This window comes from Vibrio sp. Vb1337, from assembly GCF_033338715.1.
In the GTDB taxonomy this organism is placed as follows: Bacteria; Pseudomonadota; Gammaproteobacteria; order Enterobacterales; family Vibrionaceae; genus Vibrio; species Vibrio alginolyticus.
This window is the reverse complement of sequence record NZ_JAWOTD010000003.1, coordinates 177536-196218: the sequence shown is the minus strand read 5'-3', so window position 1 is coordinate 196218 and position 18683 is coordinate 177536. Positions and strand designations below refer to the sequence as shown.

12 protein-coding genes and 1 pseudogene are annotated in these 18683 nt (G+C 45.6%); 10 read left to right on the top strand and 3 right to left on the bottom strand.

All coding sequences use genetic code 11. The features are described from left to right. The first annotated feature begins 1 nt into the window (after position 1). From R7E42_RS04620 to R7E42_RS04600, 5 genes are read left to right on the top strand one after another with little or no spacing between them, the layout of a single operon-like run. Positions 2-1999, top strand: coding sequence for a prolyl oligopeptidase family serine peptidase (locus R7E42_RS04620; protein WP_258666601.1), 1998 nt, complete (start codon positions 2-4; stop codon positions 1997-1999). Continuing rightward, a complete protein-coding gene (locus R7E42_RS04615; protein WP_262606612.1) occupies positions 2000-4141 on the top strand; it encodes a TonB-dependent hemoglobin/transferrin/lactoferrin family receptor in 2142 nt (713 codons plus the stop codon). A gap of 9 nt (positions 4142-4150) precedes the next feature. Next, on the top strand, positions 4151-6403 hold the full coding sequence (locus R7E42_RS04610) for a proprotein convertase P-domain-containing protein (protein ID WP_262606611.1): 2253 nt from the start codon (positions 4151-4153) through the stop codon (positions 6401-6403). Positions 6404-6428: 25 nt separating this feature from the next. Then, complete coding sequence (locus R7E42_RS04605; RefSeq protein ID WP_262666556.1) at positions 6429-7862, top strand: DUF1566 domain-containing protein; 1434 nt, start codon at positions 6429-6431, stop codon at positions 7860-7862. 1 nt (position 7863) lies between these two features. Beyond that, positions 7864-8436: a DUF1566 domain-containing protein gene (locus R7E42_RS04600; protein ID WP_017820503.1), complete on the top strand. Its 573-nt coding sequence runs from the start codon at positions 7864-7866 to the stop codon at positions 8434-8436. A gap of 101 nt (positions 8437-8537) precedes the next feature. Here the strand turns inward: R7E42_RS04600 and R7E42_RS04595 are convergent, their stop codons facing one another. Then, positions 8538-10181 (bottom strand): methyl-accepting chemotaxis protein, encoded by a 1644-nt coding sequence (locus R7E42_RS04595; RefSeq protein WP_262659740.1) that lies wholly within the window; start codon positions 10179-10181, stop codon positions 8538-8540. Positions 10182-10512: 331 nt separating this feature from the next. On the opposite strand from R7E42_RS04595, the gene R7E42_RS04590 reads away from it, so the two are divergent. The 5 genes from R7E42_RS04590 to R7E42_RS04570 all read left to right on the top strand — a co-directional run bounded on the left by R7E42_RS04590 (position 10513) and on the right by R7E42_RS04570 (position 16517). Beyond that, entirely contained in the window at positions 10513-11334 is an 822-nt protein-coding gene (locus R7E42_RS04590) for a phosphate ABC transporter substrate-binding protein (RefSeq protein ID WP_005375153.1), read from the top strand. 100 nt (positions 11335-11434) lie between these two features. After that, a complete protein-coding gene (gene pstC, locus R7E42_RS04585; protein WP_005375154.1) occupies positions 11435-12367 on the top strand; it encodes a phosphate ABC transporter permease subunit PstC in 933 nt (310 codons plus the stop codon). Positions 12368-12389: 22 nt separating this feature from the next. Next, complete coding sequence (pstA, locus tag R7E42_RS04580; protein ID WP_005383923.1) at positions 12390-13253, top strand: phosphate ABC transporter permease PstA; 864 nt, start codon at positions 12390-12392, stop codon at positions 13251-13253. Positions 13254-13313: 60 nt separating this feature from the next. Continuing rightward, positions 13314-14063 (top strand): phosphate ABC transporter ATP-binding protein PstB, encoded by a 750-nt coding sequence (gene pstB, locus R7E42_RS04575; RefSeq protein ID WP_005375156.1) that lies wholly within the window; start codon positions 13314-13316, stop codon positions 14061-14063. Between the two features lie 327 nt (positions 14064-14390). Continuing rightward, positions 14391-16517, top strand: a complete 2127-nt coding sequence (locus tag R7E42_RS04570) for a GGDEF domain-containing protein (protein WP_318072384.1) — start codon at positions 14391-14393, stop codon at positions 16515-16517. 125 nt (positions 16518-16642) lie between these two features. Here the strand turns inward: R7E42_RS04570 and R7E42_RS04565 are convergent, their stop codons facing one another. Next, the gene (locus R7E42_RS04565; protein ID WP_318072383.1) at positions 16643-18289 is read right to left on the bottom strand and encodes a BatD family protein; all 1647 of its coding nucleotides are present in this window, start codon (positions 18287-18289) and stop codon (positions 16643-16645) included. Between the two features lie 4 nt (positions 18290-18293). Then, positions 18294-18683 (bottom strand): annotated as a pseudogene (locus R7E42_RS04560) (hypothetical protein); the annotation flags it as partial.

The following is an 18683-nucleotide window of genomic DNA, read 5'->3' as shown; positions in this document are numbered from 1 at the left end:
TATGAAATTTACTCATGTTTTTTTAGGGCTCATAATTACCTCTAGTTCTGGCTTTGCTGCTGATGATTTCAACTGGCTTCGAGATGATGCTCGTAAAGATGAACGAGTTCTTACCTACCTAACAGAACAAAACCACAAAACTGAACAGCACCAAAAAAGTTATCAGACGTTGACAAAAAACCTACTCACACAGTGGGGTACCATGGTGGCAGACAAAGGTGATAAGCCATGGTCGATCATGAGTGGAAGAGAGTGGACGCTAACGCGTCGCGATGGTCGTTACTTACTGTTATCCCGTGCGAGTCAACATGCACCAGAAAACGTGGTGTTCGATTTCGATGAACGACAATCTGCGCATCAGTACTACCAACTTGGTCAATGGCAAGTGAATGGTGACACATTACTTTTCACGGAAGATATCGACGGCAGCGAACAATATCGCGCCGTGGTTGTTGATTTACTCTCCGGCCAATCTACGGAACTGGCGACGCACGTCGATAGTGGCGTATTGTTATCACCTAACGGAAAAGTGGCATTCCTCGTTGCAAAGGAAAAGCGCACTCAGCGACCTCATCAGATCTTAAGTATCTCCACTGAATCTTTGGCAAAAACAGTCCTATGGAATGAACCCAAGTCAGATTGGTTACTTTCTTTCTATCGTGCGGCAGATAGCCGTTATGCTGTGCTGCAAAGCAACAACGAGTCAACAACAGAGCAGAAGCTTGTCGATCTAGAAACGGGCACTGTCTCAGATTCATTGCGAAAGCCTGAAGTGGGTGTTGAATATTACGCGGATGTGGCGAAAGGTTACATTTATCTTAAAAGCAACCTGGAAGGAAAGTTCGCCCTTTACCAAGCCGAACTCGCACCGCTTGGCGCAACATGGCAACGCTTTACCAATCCTCGTGAGCCGCTTGAACAGTTCTACCTTTATGATGCAGGAGTTGTGGCACTTAGCAAGCCAAACAATGTGTCGACTTTGACGGTGTATTCTTACCAAGGTCAGGAAAAAGTGATACTGCCATTGGAACACGATGGTCATGTCGCTTGGCTAAGCACGTTGGGCGATTTTGAATCAAACAAGATTCGTATCCGAAGCATGTCGATGACTACGCCTCCTCAGTGGGAAGAGTTCGATGTAAAAACGCTGAATAAATCCTTGTACTCTCAAGATGCTTACCAAGACTTTGATAGTCAGCGTTATGTATCCCAACGTATTTTTATTAAGCACGACGGCGTTTCTGTCCCGGTCTCTTTGGCGTATCGCAAAGACAAATTGCACCCACAATCTCCTGTGATGATTTACGGTTACGGCGCGTATGGTTTTACGATGAAACCGTACTTTATGCCTCAGGTTATCAGTTTACTCGACCAAGGTGTGATTTACGCTATCGCCCATGTCCGTGGCGGTGGGTACTTTGGCGATGAATGGCACGAGCAAGGCCGTGGTGTGCGAAAAGCCAATTCTATTGGTGATTTTGTCGCGGCCGCGAAGGCGCTGCAAACATTCGAACGTGGCAATAGAGAGGTTTTCGCCATCGGTTCTAGTGCTGGTGGCACGTTGGTGGCCGGAGCGGTTAATCAAGATCCTAAATTGTTTTCAGGTGTCGTACTTAAAGTGCCTTTTGTTGATGTGGTTGCAAGTATGTCGGATACCTCACTTCCGCTTACCACACAGCAGTATGGCGAATGGGGTAACCCAACCAAACCTGAACAATTGGCGTTAATGAAGGCGTACGATCCGATTCTCAATATCCATAAAGACGCTTACCCACCCATGTTTGTTCAAGTCGGTTTAATCGATCAGCGCGTGCCATATTGGGAAGGCGCTAAGTATCTCGCTAAAGTTTCAGCGTTAAGTGAGCGCAACGGGCCGTACTTGTTGCAAACTAATTTTAATTCGGGCCACCAAATGGACCCGCGACAAGCGCAAGAACAACAAGCAAAAGAATACGCATTTCTACTATCACTCATTAAAACATCTAAAGCGGAGCAGTAAATGAAGCTTACCCCAGTGTCAGCGGCAGTACTTTCGGTACTTGCTGCCAGTCAAGTGCACGCCGAATCTAAGGTTTTCTCAATGGAAGAGGTGGTGGTAACCGCCAATAAAATCGATCAGCCATTGTCAAAAGTGGCAGGTAGTGTCGCGGTTATCACAAACGAGCAAATCGAAGAAAGAGGCGAGACCGAGCTATATGACGTGCTGCGTAACGAACCTGGTGTAAGCGTGACGGGCGGTGCAGGACGTCCGCAAAACATTACCATCCGTGGTATGACGGGTAACCGCATTATGATCGTTCGTGATGGCATTCGTTCTGCGGATGGCTTCGGTGCGAATGACATTAATGATGCCGTTGGGCGAGATACTTTTGATTTATCCAATTTTGAATCGCTGCAAATCATTAAAGGGGCAAGTTCTTCGGTGCATGGCTCTGGCGCGATCGGCGGTGTGGTGATTTTAGAATCCAGCCAGCCGGGTGATTTCTTAAAAGACAAAGACTTCTACACCGATGTTTCCGGTACTTACACCGATATCAGCAACAAGTACAAAGGCACGAGTAATCTAGCTTTCCGTTCCGGTGATACAGAGAGTTTGTTTAACGTTTCATACTGGCAAGGACAAGAGACACGTAACTTTGATGAAGATTTGTATAACCGCGACCTCGATGGTTACAGCGGTGCTTATACGATCAACCACTTTTTCAATGAAGAGGTGATGTTGAAAGCCAAAGCGGAACTCTACACCCAGAATCAAGAGCGTTTGGAGGGTTCACCGTCCATTCAACCTGATGGAATTTGGCATATTGAAGACTTTGCTGAGGATGAAACCACGGAAGAGTACAGCGCTTATATTGGTGCAGAGGTGACTCCGATTAATCCAACTTGGTTCGAAGAGTTGGATACCAAAGTTTACTGGCGTCACACCGAAGTGGTGGAAGACACCAACCGTTTAATGCGCCAAGTGGATCACAATGGTTTGATCACCAAGCGTCGCGAGCTGGAACACAAAACCTTCATTGACGAAACAATTGGCTTCCGTGGCGATTTCACCAATACGATTTATGCAGCAAATGCTGAGCACCAATTGGCTTACGGTGTTGAGCTTTCTACAGACTATTACGAGCGCACAGATAGCGATTCCAAGATTGATTGGAACGGGGTAACGCCTTCGACCAAACAACCTTTCGCTCCTGCTCGTGCTTATAACATTGGCTTGTATGTTCGAGACATGGTGGAACTGGATAAATGGACCATCACAGGTGGCCTACGCTTTGATGCGCACCGTCTCACGCCAGACGGTGCGGGTGAAGTGGGCGGCTTCCCATTAAAAGACATGGATAGCTCAGAGGTATCTCCAAGTTTGTCGGTTTCTCGTGAGGTATTTGCCAACAACATTGCTTATGTATCTTATAACCATGGTTACCGTGCTCCGGAATACGATAAAGCGTATGGCTTCGTAAGCCACGACTTTGTGCCGCTCACGCCGTTTGTCATTGCACCAAACATGGATCTAGAAGCTGAAACTTCCGACTCATTTGAAATCGGTAACAAGTTCGATAACGGTCGTGCGTATGTCTATGCGTCTTTGTTCTACAACAAGTTTGAAAACTTCATCGACGTTGTGACCACGGGCTTTGACTCAAGCAATGGTAATTACATTAAACAATACCAAAACCTCGATGGTGTCGAGACGTATGGTGCAGAGCTTTCTGCGGGTTACGCGATCACTAAGCGATGGAACATCAGCACCAAGTTTGGTTACGTAGATGGCAAAGACGCGGAAGGTGAATACGTTCGAAGCATTACGCCATTCGAAGGTAACGCTCAACTGAAATACGCCAACCAAGACTTCAATGCTTACGTGGCTTGGAACTGGGCCGCGGCAATGGATCGCGTTCCTAAATGCCAGACCACGCTTGGTCTAGCGACAGATTGCGCGCAGACAAGTGCGTGGAATACGTTTGATATTGGCGCAACTTACCACGTTTCCAAAGACCTTCGTGTTAGCGCAAACATCATCAACCTATTCGACAAAGAATACATCCGATACCAAGACGTAGCGGGTATCGTTGAGGAAAGTAAGCGTTACTCAACTGAGCCAGGGCGCTACTTCACGCTGACTGCAAAATACGAATTCTAGGACGAAATCATGAAGCTAAAACCATTGGCGTTTTCACTGCTTATTGCATGTACCCCTGCGGCGCTGGCTGCAGAGTGGGATTATCCCTCAACGGATTCTGTGGTGACCAATGAAGCGCAAGCGAAAACTTATCTAGACAGCCACTACTCAGAAGCGGGCGAGTTTAAGTTCCGTTACAAAACCCAGTCTCAGCTTGGCAAGCATTACAATTTTGATGTTTGGGTTAACGGTGAATATCAAGCACAGCGTGCCCTCGTAGTAACAACCGATAAAAATCATCACGTTGTGCGAGTGTTTAAGAGCCTTGACGATACGATCATTCGCAACGGTAAACCAACGGTTGCAATGGAATTGGAATCGCCTCGCCAACTGCAAGCACAAGAGCCACCGGCTTTGAGCTCTGGAAGTCTGGTTGATGTTGAGGTTTCTTTATTCAACCCAGATCTTCGCACCATGCAACAGCAAGCAGCACCAGAATCGACGTGGTCAGCACTGTCCGATTACCCTCAGCCGATCGAGTACGTAACCAAGTCGATTGAGGTTTTAAAGTCGGGAGGTAAGTTCTATCTCTCTAACCCAAGATTAAAGCAAGTGGATGCGACGGGTTTATTTGCAGCCCCAGCACCTGGTGAAGCGCCTGTACTCGATACGTTGGACTTTCTCAGCGCAGAAGGGGTTCAAGCATTTGACAGTGTTGATGAGATGCAAAGCACCGAGTTTGGTGACAATGCGTTCCCACAGTTGATGGCTTTTTATCATCTTGATAGCTCGATCCAATATCTGACAAGCCTGACTTACGACTTGTTTGACGAACCGCTTCGTTTTGACGCTCGCGGTTTATCAAAAGATAACTCTACTTACTATTACGGTCCGAAAGCACTCATGCTGGGTGTCGGTGGTGTTTCTCCGGATGCAGTCGATGCTGATGTCGTGATACACGAGCTTGGGCATGGCATTCATTACCAAATCGTACCGGATTGGGCGTACGGTCACACTGGTGCTATCGCAGAGGGTTTTGCTGATTACTGGGCGGGCAGCGCGAGCTACCGCATTCAATATTTGGATGCTTCGCGTCGTGGTCAAGAATTCGAGTTAGATACGGTGTTCAACTGGGACGGTGTGTTTGGAACACGCAAAACAACTCGTAGCTTATGGAACCAAAGAGCACGTTACTTCGAGAGCTCAGAGTACCCAGCGCACGTTAGTGTGGGCGGTGAACTAGGTGACGAGCTATGGTCAACGCCGCTGTTTCAAGCGCTTAAAGCATCGGTTGAACGATACGGTGATGATACCGATAGGGTGTTCCGCGAGTTTGACGCCATTGTTCTTGAAGGCATGTACGGCATTGGTCGTGGCGTGAAAATGCATGATCTGGCGGAGTCGACCGTGTTTGCCGCAAACACCTTGTTCCCAAATAAAGACTACGCCCAATTCCTGACGGACAGCTTCAACAGACACAACTTACTTAAAGCGCCTCTTCGTGTTCGCTATGACGCTCGATACATCGCACAAGGTCAAGACGTTGGTTTGAGCCTGAGCCAAACTGGCCGTGAAGCGAGCATCAAAGGGCAATGGCAGCTAAACAACGCATCTGTTTTCGACTTTGATGAAACGCTTTCTGACTCGACCTCAATGAAGGTGGCGTTACCAAGCGGTCTAACATGTGGCACGCAATTCGATTCCTCTATTTCATTGGATTATCAATTTTCTGAAGGCCTAAAGACTCACCAGTGGAGTGAAAAGGTGATGCTGGTTAATGGTACGCCAGAGCTCGATATCCAGCCTCAACCAGTGAACTCCGCTTTGCCGGAACAGGGCGACAGACTGTTCTCTCAGACGCTATCGGACAAGTCACGCACGATTGATGATTCGTTTGCGGTTTACCTGAACATCGAACATGACTCACTGCAAGATCTGCAAGTGACGCTTGTGTCTCCACAAGGTAAATCGGTCGTGCTACTTAGCCATCAATCAAGCAATACCAAAGGATTTAAAGGTTACTTCACCGCTCAGTATGACGAGGAGTTACAAGCACTTGTCGGGCAACCGAGTTGGGGTACTTGGCGTCTCGAAGTGTCTGACCGCGTGTCAGGGAACTCTGGGGTGTTGAAAGAGTGGGGTGTGAGTCACTTTGCTCAGTATCAGTGTAGTGCTGATACCACTAAAGAAAGCAGTGGCGGTGGTTCAGGTGGCAGTGGTTCGCCTTGGACCTTGTTAGGACTTTTCCTGCTTTCAATGGTGAGAGTGATTCGCTCTCGTTAATTAAAATCAAAAGAAGATAAAATCTATGAAGTTTCAATATTCTTTCGTTGCTATGTCACTAGCCCTTGCTGGCTGTGGCGGAGGTTCTGGTGGTGACACGTCGGCACCGACCTATGATGTAGCTGGCACCATCGTTTCTGCAGGTACACTTCTTGATACGCCAGTATGTATCGATTTAAACCAAAACTACGTTTGTGATTCCACTGAACCGAGTGCTAAAACGGATAATGCCGGTAAATTTAGCCTGACTTCAAGCGACAAAAACGTACTAACCAGTACCATTCTTGCTCAAGTTGATCAAGGTTCAAGCCAAACGTTGCGTCTTGCGGCTCCGGGTCAAAATTTAGCAACGGGTAACACGGTCAATGGTGTAACAACGTTGCTCGCGGGTCTTGTAATTGACGGTAAAACCGTTGCTCAAGCTGAAGAGATTGTGAAAGCGCAACTCGCCGATGCCGGCGTTTCTCTTTCTGGTACGGTGATGTCTAACGCAGAAGCTAGCGAGCTAGACAAGCTAGAGCAAAACACGGTTGTGCTATTAGCTGCGATGCAACCAAAGCAAATGATCAAAGGCGTAGCGCTGCTTGCTCAAAATCTTAGCTTCCAAGGTAAATCGTTGGCCTCTGATCTTCTGTCTGAAGCGGAAGTAAGTGCATTTGCTGAAGAAATTGTAGCGGTTGCTGAACAAACGGTTGGTAGTAACGATACGGGCGCCGTTCTTTATTTTGCTGAAGGAGCAGCAGACGTAGTAGAGGTTCAAGCGTCTTACCCTGGTCAAGATGCGGAATACGGCTTCGACAAAGAGGACAAGCAAACGTCGACAGGCGCTGGCTTTAAGTTCGTTAAGCTAGATTCACAAGGTGCAGCTTTAGCTGCAGATGCGACTGAGTGGGCTTGTACTATGGACGAACGTACTGGTCTTGTTTGGGAAAATAAGAGTGCGGATGCGAGCTCGGTTCAATTCAAAGATCGTACATTCGTGTATGAGTCAGCAACATTCAAACCGTATTACGAAGATCTTGAAGTCGTTGGTTGTGTGGATGCTGCTGATGGCATCTGTTCAACAAGCCAATATGTTGAACATATAAACAAGCAATCACTATGTGGCATTAGTGACTGGCGCCTACCAACATACCAAGAGTTCTACGATGTTCTCGACTTAGGTGAGACAGAGAAAGATGCCGACGGCAATGTCTATGGTATGACGATAGCTTACTTCCCTCAACAGGGTAAAGGCAGCCCAGATGCTAAATCAGGTGCTATTTGGCTAAGTGATTTCACATTTAATAATTACTCTCCTGCTAACTACGAAGGTGCACTTCAATTTGCAGTGATTGCAGCAAAGGGCGCTGACCGTGGCCACGTAAGCTTTGTTGAAATTTATTCTGACAAAGTAGAGCGTGACACAGGCACGTCATTCCAATTCCCAATCCGTCTAGTAGCAGTAAAGGGCCAATAAGATGAAGAAATTAATAACTGTACTATCTCTTGCTTTGGCTTCTCAAACTGTAATGGCTGCACAAGAGTGTTCTACTGACTTTGCTAAAACGGCACCTAACACGCGTTATACATATTCTGAGAGCGGTACCGTAACTGACCTGAAAACAGGTCTAACATGGATGCGCTGCCCTGTTGGTTCAACGTGGAATACGGCAAACGAAGCTTGTGATGGCGCTGCGACTAAGATGTCATGGCAGTTAGCGCTATCAACCGCTGAGCAAATCCGCAATGAATCAGGTAATCATGCTTTATATGACTTCGCTGGCAAAAAAAATTGGCGCATACCAAACATTAAGGAGTTAGTCGCGTTGACAGAACGTGCTTGCCATAGCCCTGCGATGAACGGCACTGCATTCGCAAGTGGCTACACGCTAGAGGTGGGTGACTATGCTGGTTACATCTGGAGTAACACACCAAACGGTGATGGCTCAAACGTTATGGTGTTTGATTCATTTAATGGTGAGGTTTACAACTGGAACCCACTAGAGTCAACGAACATTTCCTCTGTTCTGCTGGTTACTGACGAGGAGTAATCACCCCGTTGGATTTTCACGAATCCAGATGTTAATAAGCTCCGCCAGTGCGGAGCTTTTTCTTTTCTAACCTTTGGAACTTATCGTGTTGAGCAGAGTATTTAAACTTGGAACTGCTTAAGCTGATGTTTTTGGTTTTCCGCTAAGCCAGAAAGCTCTTGAGCGGCAGCAGCGGATTGCGTAATGCCAGTGACGTTCTGGCTCACTAGTTCATAGATGTTCGTTAAGTTGTTGTTGATATCAGCCGTGACCTGCTTCTGCTCTTCTGATGCGGTCGCAACTTGAGTGTTGATTGAGTTCAGATCGGCGATAGCATTACTGATATTAGCAAGTGATTGGCTAACTTCTTGTGTCAGAGCTTGGTTGTCTGACAACATGGCTAAGCTGGAATGCATACTTTCATTTGCGTGACCAGATTGTTGCTGTAGCTCTTCTATAATGGTTTGGATCTCTTTGGTGGACTCCTGAGTTCGCGCTGCCAGCATACGTACTTCATCGGCCACTACCGCAAAGCCTCTGCCACTTTCGCCCGCTCGTGCAGCTTCAATCGCTGCATTCAGTGCAAGTAGATTCGTTTGCTCAGAAATACCTTCAATCACTTCGATCACGCGACCAATGTGTTCTGATTGTTCTTTTAGCGAAGTCACGACGGCAGCGGCTTCGTTAAGTTGTTCCGCCATCTTTTCACTTGCGCGAGTACTTTCCCCAAACATGCTTATACTTTGTGAGGTTAACGTACGTGCTTGATTTGATGCACTATCGGCTTCTTGTGCATTGGTCGATACTTCAGCTGCGGTCGACTCTAGCTGATTGATCGCCGAGGCTACTTGCTCAACTTCTTGCTTTTCTTGATCCGAGTTGACGCTGCTTTGAGTCATAACAGTTGCTAACTCGGTTGATGCTGATGCCACATCTTCACTAATGCGAACCAATGCACTTACAGTTTCACGCAGTTTTTCTATGGTCTGGTTTACATCCCGAGCCAGCTGAGACACTTCGTTTTTCCCGATGGCTTCGGCCTTAACTAGTAGGTTTCCCTTCGCGACTTCCTGCATCGTTACTTGAAGGTTACGAATCGGCGCAACGATGTAGCTGGCGAGTACCCAACTAATAAGTGAAGCGGCACTCAAGATCACCGCAAGCGAGACGGCGCTGTAAGTTAGCGTGGTTGAATGTTGTTCGCCATTCGTTTCGACTTCATCGGTGACGATTTGATTCAATTGTTTAGATAGTTTGTCGATGGCGTTGATCATCGCTTCGCCAGCTAATCGATACTCAGCCATTGCAGATTCGTACTTTTGATTGAAATCAGAGGTGGTGTAATCAGAAGAGTGTTTAGTGGTGAGCAGAGGTGTCATGGTAACGCGAGTGAAATCAACATAGTGATTCATGGCCTTACGCATAGCATTGACTTCATTTTGAACGCCAGGGAGATTGTCGATGGAGTTAAGAAAATCGCGGTTTTTGTTTTGTCGCTCAGAAAGCTCTTGGTTGAGAGACTGAACATCTTCGGCTCTAAATAGACTATAAATGGCTTTGATGCGCATGGCGTAAGTGTTGTCTACGATGCCGCTAAGTTCCTCTTTGTGAATGATTAGCTTATGGGTGGAAGCCGAAACCTTATTGAATGCTTGATCGAGTTTACCGATTCCGACACTCAGTCCAATGATGAGTAATATAACTGTGAATAGAACAGGCAGAAAAACCTGAAGTTTAATAGAAAGCGTACTAAGAAATTGACGCATGAGATTGACCCTCTATCGGTTTAATTATTATCTTTTTTATAAATAAGCATTTCGATTTTAATTGTTATATTTGCCAAATCAATGAGTTACTCATATCTAATTGTTATGAAATGTACCAAAATCGATGGGGTTATCATCTTGAACATGAGGCAACGTTATAAAAACGTTACGTTCAAATTGAGAGAGGGATAAGTCGCGGAATTAATAGTTAGAAATGACAACGTGTCATAGAGGGTTCAACTAAGTGAAACACAACTGTCATATTCAAATTCTAAAGTGAGCACCGTTCAAGTGAAACACAACGGCAATAAAGCCACTTAAGGAAATTGTGATGAAAAAGACAGTAATCGGTGCAATCGCACTTCTAGGCGCAATGGCAGTGACTCCTGTTTCTGCTAAAGAAACTATCTCTGCAGTGGGTTCTAGCAGCGTAACTCCACTGATGGAAGTTTTCTCTGAAACGTACATGAAGAAGAACCCTAACGTATTTATCGAAGTTCAAGGTCCTGGTTCTTCAGCTGGTGTAAAAGCAGCGAAAAATGGTTCAGCAGACCTTGGTATGTCTTCTCGTAATCTAAAAGACTCTGAAAAAGAATCAACACTAATCGAAGAAGTGGTTGCTCGTGATGGTATCGCAGTGGTTGTTAACCCACAAAACAAACTGCCAGGTCTAACAGCCGAGCAAGTGACTGCAATCTACAAAGGCGAAGTATCAAACTGGAAAGAAGTCGGTGGTGCAGACAAGCCAATCGTAGCCATTACTCGTGACACAGCTTCTGGTACTCGTGGCGCATTTGAAGACATCATGTCTCTAAAAATGAAGATTTCTGGTAAGAAAGTATCAGCTATCTCTCAACGTGCTCAAGTTGCAAACGGTAACGGCGCACTGAAAACAATGGTTGCATCTAACCCATACGCAATCGGCTACATTTCTCTTGGTACTGTAGACAACACTGTTAATGCGCTAGCAATCGACGGCGTTGATGCAACGGTAGCTAACGTTAAAAACGGTTCTTACAAAGTAGCGCGTCCATTCCTTGTTCTTTACAAAGAAGGCAAGCCATCAACAGAAACGCAAAAATTCCTAGACTGGATGCTAACTGACGAAGCGCAAGCGCTAGTTGACCAAAAAGGTTACATCTCAGTTAACTAATCCCATCGGGACTCTAAAGTTTGCTCAGCCCAACGTTTCGGGCTGAGCCTTTTCTATCCATTGTGTTCAACGGCATTGCCCAGAACCGTGAGATTTTTAAATGACCATCGCAACAAATAGTGAAAAGCTTATGAATACTGACGCTAGAGCTATCAGCAAGTCAGGCCTACGCGAGAAGCGTCGTGTAGACTGGAAAGAGCGCATCTTCCACGGCTTGTTCCTAACGAGTGCCGTAATCGGCATTGTTTCATTGGCCGTTATTGCATACTTCATCGTTCGAGAGAGTATTCCGGCATTCCAAGAAGCAGGCGTATCGGGCATTGTCTTAGGACAAAACTGGTTACCACCTGCGCTTTACGGTGTCGCCACCATGATTGTGGCATCTATCGTATCGACGGCTGGTGCTGTCATTGTTGGGGTTCCAATTGGTGTTCTGACCGCCATTTTTATCGCTGAAATCGCACCAAAGCGATTAGCAGACATCATCCGTCCAGCGGTTGAGCTGCTAGCCGGTATTCCTTCAGTGGTCTACGGTTTCTTCGGTCTGGTTATTATCGTTCCATTGATTCAGAAGGTATTTGATGTACCTGCAGGTAATACTATCCTTGCCGGTATCATTGTTCTTGGTGTGATGATTCTACCAACGGTAATTACGGTATCTGAAACGTCTATCCGCGCTGTCCCTCGTACTTATAAAGAAGGTTCTTTGGCACTGGGCGCATCGAAAATCTACACCATCTTTAAGTTGCTCGTTCCAGCGGCTCGCTCAGGCATCATGACAGGTGTGATTCTGGGTATCGGTCGTGCGTTGGGTGAGACCATGGCGATTATCATGGTTATGGGTAACGCGCCGGCAATGCCAGAAGGCATCCTTGATTCGGCTCGTACACTAACTGCAAACATCGCTATTGAAATGTCTTACGCAAGTGGTGTTCACGCGAACGCACTTTACGCTACAGGTGTAGTACTTCTGGTCTTCATCATGTCGTTGAACGCTGTACTACTGTACCTAAACCGAGAAAAAGCGAAGTAATCGCTCGTTAAAGGTGACTATTATGGATCGCGCAAAACTAAAAAAAGCACGCCAGTTCAAAGATAATGTCTTTAACGCATTTGTCTGGATCTCGGCAGCACTAACGGTAGGTTTCTTGTTCTGGATTATCTGGTACATCCTATCAAACGGTCTACAACACGTAGATTGGAACTTCATTACTGATAACTATACGCGCACAGGTGAAGAGCACGGTATCTTCCCAATGATTGTGGCGACCATTTACATGGTTATCGCTTCTATCGCAGTGGCAGCGCCACTCGGTATCATGACGGCAATCTACTTGACCGAATACGCGAAAGTGGGCAGTCGTTTGGTGAAAATCATCCGATTCTGTACCGAGTCATTGGCGGGTATCCCGTCGATCATTTTCGGCCTGTTTGGTATGACTTTCTTCGTGGCGATTCTTGGCCTTGGCTTCTCGATTCTGTCGGGTGCATTGACGCTAAGTATCCTAATCCTGCCAGTTATCATCCGTACAACGGAAGAAGCGCTGATGGCAGTACCACAAACGTACCGTGAAGGCTCTTATGGCCTCGGTGCTTCTAAGATTTACACTATCTGGCGTTTGATTCTTCCGAGCGCAATGCCAGGTATCTTAACCTCGGTCATTCTAAGTATTGGTCGTGTCATTGGTGAGTCTGCTCCAGTATTCCTGACAGCAGGTATGGTTGCACGTATTCCGGATTCTTTATTGGATTCAGGTCGTACGCTAACCGTTCACCTATACAAACTGACTACCGAACTGTTTACCGTTGAAGAATGGAATCAGGCTTACGGTACGGCAACAGTGCTTATCGTAGTTGTTCTCTTGATCAACATGGTAACGAAACTGATTGCTAGACGTTTTAACACCGCAACTTACTAACAACACTAATTAAGAACGCACGTTAAAAGACACGAATTCAAGAATTAAGAGATTAAGACAATGAACAAATTTGATATTGAAAACCTAGACCTATTCTACGGTGACAACCAAGCACTGAAATCGATCAACTTACCAATTCCAGTTCGCCAAGTGACGGCACTTATCGGTCCGTCAGGTTGCGGAAAATCAACGCTTCTACGCTGTTTGAACCGAATGAATGACCTAATCGAAGGCGTGAAAATTACAGGTAAATTGGCGATGGACGGCGAAGATATTTACGGCAACATTGATGTTGCTGACCTTCGCATCAAAGTCGGCATGGTATTCCAAAAGCCAAACCCATTCCCGATGAGCATTTACGAGAACGTGGCTTACGGCTTACGTGCTCAAGGTATCAAAGACAAAAAGACAATTGATGAAGTGGTAGAGCGTTCGCTGCGCGGTGCTGCACTTTGGGATGAGGTGAAAGATCGCCTTAAATCACACGCATTCGGTCTTTCTGGTGGTCAGCAGCAACGTTTATGTATTGCACGTACAATCGCGATGGAGCCTGATGTGATTCTGATGGATGAACCAACGTCGGCACTTGACCCAATTGCGACACACAAAATCGAAGAACTGATGGAAGAGCTAAAGAAGAACTACACCATCGTTATCGTGACTCACTCAATGCAACAGGCGCGTCGTATCTCTGACCGCACTGCGTTTTTCCTAATGGGTGAACTGGTTGAGCACAACGATACGCAAGTGATCTTTAGCAACCCTCAAGACGACCGTACTCAAGGCTACGTAAATGGTGATTTCGGTTAATCCACCGTATTTCAAGCATAACTAAATAACTATAAGCGATGGTAACTTTGCCCCTCTTGATGAGGGGCCTTTTTCTTTTTAAGTCGTAGGCTTAAAACATCTACCAACACAAAAATCTTGTAAATAAGTACAACTTTCCTCCCCAGTTTATAAAGCATGTAACTTATGTGAAACATGGCTTTAAAAGTGCTGAAGAGCTCTCGAATGTAACACTAAGTCTGATAATTTTGCGAATGACTTAACAGCTCAAATTTGAACGTATTGATTGCATATCATGGCCTAAGTAGTTTTTTTATCGAGGATAAAAAAGTAGATTAGGTTGGTAGGGTGAGTTTAAGAAGTTTTACAAGAAAAGTGTCTTCAACAAGGGACCATCGGTTGCTAGCGGAGGCAATCTTTGATCATTTAGAGAGTCTGTTCTCCCCTCAAGCCCTCGCTATTTTTGAAGATCCTTCAATTAACCCTCGTCATTCAATGAGCTTCTCTCGCGGAGAGCTTTACCCAACCCAAAACTATCCTGAGACATTCTGGGAGTGGGCAAGTCAGTTTGATACCTCTGAAAGCATCATACCTCTGGCGATTAACACTTGTAACTGGAATCACACCCGAGATTTAGGCGGTGATAGTTACATCATGATGCTCGACAACACGCCTATCAAACGTACCTACCTACTGATTCAATCTGTACATGCTCGCACAGCACATAATATCTATGAAGAAAGTTACGACGCAATGCAGCTCGCAGCGGCGCGTTGGCAATGTATTCGTGCTGAAAAAAATGCCTCGAAAGAGATCAGGCACAGAGATATTCGTGAAGCGCAATATGTTGATGAGATTAGCCAACGCGAGCGCTTTATCGAAAATATGAAGTTAGTTCAGCAAGTTGCACTCGAAATCTCTAATCCTGATTCTTTAAAGGACTTGTACTACAAAGCCGTCGAAGCGTTACGTGAACGACTTGGGTTTGATCGCTCTACACTGATGCTTCTCGATATGAAAAAGCGTAGCTTCAGTGGTACATACGGTACGGATGAGTCAGGAATTACGATTGATGAATTTCACACACAATATGATTTACACCAACTTAGCGAGGAGTATATCACCGCGTTATCTAGCCTTGAGAGCAACTTAGTGATTGTAGAAGACGCGCCAATATATACAGCAGGCAAGGTCATCGGGCAGGGCTGGAATGCGATGTTGATTTTACGCGATGGCAATGAACCGTTTGGGTGGTTCGCGCTAGATAACTTTATTCATCGTAAGCCGATAACGGCATATCAAAAACAGATGTTGGACTCGTTTGGTTCACTCTTCTCTCAAATTTACATTCGTAAGCGCCAAGAACAAAACGTACGCATGTTGCATTCAAGCATGGTTGAGTTATCACGTTGCACTACTGTCAGTGGAGTATGCAAATCGGCCGTCACTTTCGCCATTAAAAATCTTGGTATTGATCGAATGGCGGTGTTTTTAACTGATGAAAATTGCTCTTACATGCAAGGAACGTGGGGTACCGATATTCAAGGTAATGTGGTGGATGAATCTTACTTCTTTGGCGAAACCCAAGATTTCTCTCTTATAAATCTGGCTCGCTCAATGCCAAACGAAGTCGCATTTGAAGAATCAGTGCCTATTTATCATGACTATAATATTGTTGGCTTTGGTTGGGCTGCGATGACGGTATTGACTTCAAATAGCAGTGGTCCTATCGCCTTTATCGCTGTTGATAATTTGCTGACACGTGCGCCCTTAACTTCTCAGTTACGTGAAGTGATTCGTATGTTCGCGTCCAGCTTAGCTGAAGTATTGCAACGTACTCAAGCTCAAGAGGCGATTCGCGAACTAAACGAAAACTTAGAGCTGGAGGTTCAGAACCGAACAAAAGAGTTGGAGGAAGCCAATCGACAGCTTGAGGTACTTTCTAAGCTCGATCCTTTGACGCGTCTTGGTAATCGCCGCATGTTAGAGCATGTGATGCAAAAATATTGTGCCCTAGAGTGTGAAGACGACATGTCGTTTGGCCTGATCCTGATTGATATTGACCATTTTGGCTTATTCAATAATCACTATGGTCATCTCGAAGGCGATATTGCATTGATGCGAATTGGCTATATCTTGGATCATCATACCAAAGGTGAAGATGAAGTTTTTTGCCGTATCGGTGGTGAGGAGTTTGCGTTGCTCATGATTGGTTCTGAGCAAGAGGAGGTTCGATTGAGAGCAGAGTGCATTCGTCAGTGCATCGAGGGCGAGGGGATAAAGCATCGACATAACCCAGACGGGGAGTTACTTACCGTTTCAGTCGGTTATTCTTGTTATAAAGCGAAAGGCAAAGACTTTAATTTCGACCATTTATATCAGTTGTCGGATAAGGCACTCTATCAAGCGAAGAATCATGGGCGAAATTGTGTAAGGCGATACGAATACGTGCCCCAAGTTTTGTTGAGTAAGTGATGTTCATAAGAGCAACTTGATAGGGAAGAGGCGGCGGTTGGTGCTCTAGATAAAACCGCTAAAGCAAAATTTGGCCGGATAAGAGAATTGGCAGCTCATGAGAGCTGCCATTGTTATCTAGTTATTTATAGCTTTTCGAGTTGGTGGTCGGTTTTCGTTACGTTTGCTTTGCCAAGGTTTTGAATTTTCGCTAGCAGCGAATCAGGGCTCCAAGGTTGTTGGTTAGCACTAAAACGCGCTTGATTCATGGCATTAAGCTCTTGCTTAATTGCTTGTACGTCACCAGGGTTTAACCTGTCTTGATGAGTGGTTAAATACTCATTTACAGAGCGTTCAATTTTCGCAGCATCGCCCTCTTCGATGACTTTTTTTAGCGCGTCGATGCAAAGTGGTTGTTCAGTATTTGAAACCGTTCCACTCGCTGTTATTGACCGCTTTTTCCATGCCCAAATAGCGATTCCCAATGTCATTATCCAAAGCCCTAAGAAAACAAAGGTTAATGTTCGCCAGAGACTGTTTACATCGCCGCTTGATTCAGGACTAGGGGCTGACACTAAAGGCGCTGAAAGAGGCGATTCCGGCAACGTGATTAGCCCAGTGTCATTTTTCTCTACGTCTAATGTTAGCTCTGGTAACGTTGTTTTCTTCGCTTCATCATTTTGACTGTCCCACCAGTTCAAGTCGTATCCTGGTAAGGTATATTTCCCGGCCTCTGTAGGAATAATGACTTGCTTCACCGTCATGGTAACGGTGCCATCTCTCGCGCTATCGAACTTAGGTTGTTCGGGATACACGCGCAGTGAACTCGGGTAACTAATATTGACTCGTGGCAGATATTCGGCTTGTGTACCGCGAGCCTTAACTTGAATGGTTCGAGTGAGTGAAGAGCCTTGTTTTACTGTGTTGATTGCGTTAGTCGACAATAGATTACCTTGATCGTCTTGCCAGCTCTGTGTCATTTCTAACGCTGAAGCAGGAAGCCATTCACCTTTAAATTCGCTCGGAATCGGTTTGACCGTGATTGGCATGCGTTCCGCTTTGGTGTTGATAGGCATTATTTTGGTTGAGCCCGTCAAGCTGTCGCCATAAATATAAGAACCGGTCAGTTTAGGACCTATCAAGGTATAAGTGCCTGGTTGATTTGCCGTTAAGCGAAACGACTGCTCTATGACCGCTACTTCTAACCCATTTAAGATCTTCTGTCTTTGTTGTAAGCCACCCAGTGCCTCAAGCTTCATGCCTTCAATCTGCGGAGGTACTATTTGCGGGTTATCTAGGCGTCGAGTGTCCGCTTTAATTAGAAGTTGTATACGTAATGTTGCAGATTGCTGAGGGTAGAGCGTACTGTTGTCGACCGTAATATTGAAGCTAAATAGATCATCAAGATTGGGGTCTGTTTGGCTCGCGTTGACACGTAGTTTGATCGGCTCCGTTTTCATGCCATCAGCGGAAAAACTTGGAATAGTCAAAACACCTTCTTTCATTGGTGCAATTGAGATACTCCACTCGGTACGCACTGATTTTCTTCCGTTAATGTTATTGCTAGAGCGGCCATAACGAGGTTGACCCAAGAAGAAGTCTTTCTCTAGAACGTTGAAGTCGATTGCGTCTGAGCTGAGCTCAGTATCTGAAATGATTCTGAGGTTAATCACTTCATTCTTGGCTACTTGTGTTTTATTCACACTAGCTTGAAGTGTCTGTGCCATCACCGAGAAATTGGATATTAGGCTGGCCACAAAAATAAAGACCAGTTTTACGCCTTTGTTCATCACAGGCTTACCACTCCTTTTGAGATTGTTGTGGAGGTTGTTTTTGTTGCGCTTGAAGTTGCATTTGCGCACGGATCAAAAAGCTTGGGTCGCGAGCACTTTCTACTGCTTCTAGTCGACGAAACTCAGGATCATCCTGATGCATTTTTTCGGGATGCGCTTTAGCCTGTATTGGTTCACCTTGATCCTTCACTTGCTTGTCATCTCGTTGCGGTTGATGTTGTTCCGTTTCTTGTTTTTCTTTTTTATTTTCAGAATCTTGCTGATTTTGTGACTGTTGTCCTTGCGCTTCTTTCCCTTCGTTTTGAGACTTTTGTTGCTGTTGCTGTTGCTGTTGCTGTTGCTGTTGCTGTTGCTGTTGCTGTTGCTGTTGCTGTTGCTGTTGCTGTTGCTGTTG

Excerpts from the sequence above, each read along its gene's own strand:
- R7E42_RS04620 (WP_258666601.1), top strand. The coding sequence starts at position 2 with ATGAAATTTACTCATGTTTTTTTAGGGCTCATAATTACCTCTAGTTCT.
- R7E42_RS04615 (WP_262606612.1), top strand. The coding sequence starts at position 2,000 with ATGAAGCTTACCCCAGTGTCAGCGGCAGTACTTTCGGTACTTGCTGCC.
- R7E42_RS04610 (WP_262606611.1), top strand. The coding sequence starts at position 4,151 with ATGAAGCTAAAACCATTGGCGTTTTCACTGCTTATTGCATGTACCCCT.
- R7E42_RS04605 (WP_262666556.1), top strand. The coding sequence starts at position 6,429 with ATGAAGTTTCAATATTCTTTCGTTGCTATGTCACTAGCCCTTGCTGGC.
- R7E42_RS04600 (WP_017820503.1), top strand. The coding sequence starts at position 7,864 with ATGAAGAAATTAATAACTGTACTATCTCTTGCTTTGGCTTCTCAAACT.
- R7E42_RS04595 (WP_262659740.1), bottom strand. The coding sequence starts at position 10,181 with ATGCGTCAATTTCTTAGTACGCTTTCTATTAAACTTCAGGTTTTTCTG.
- R7E42_RS04590 (WP_005375153.1), top strand. The coding sequence starts at position 10,513 with ATGAAAAAGACAGTAATCGGTGCAATCGCACTTCTAGGCGCAATGGCA.
- pstC (WP_005375154.1), top strand. The coding sequence starts at position 11,435 with ATGACCATCGCAACAAATAGTGAAAAGCTTATGAATACTGACGCTAGA.
- pstA (WP_005383923.1), top strand. The coding sequence starts at position 12,390 with ATGGATCGCGCAAAACTAAAAAAAGCACGCCAGTTCAAAGATAATGTC.
- pstB (WP_005375156.1), top strand. The coding sequence starts at position 13,314 with ATGAACAAATTTGATATTGAAAACCTAGACCTATTCTACGGTGACAAC.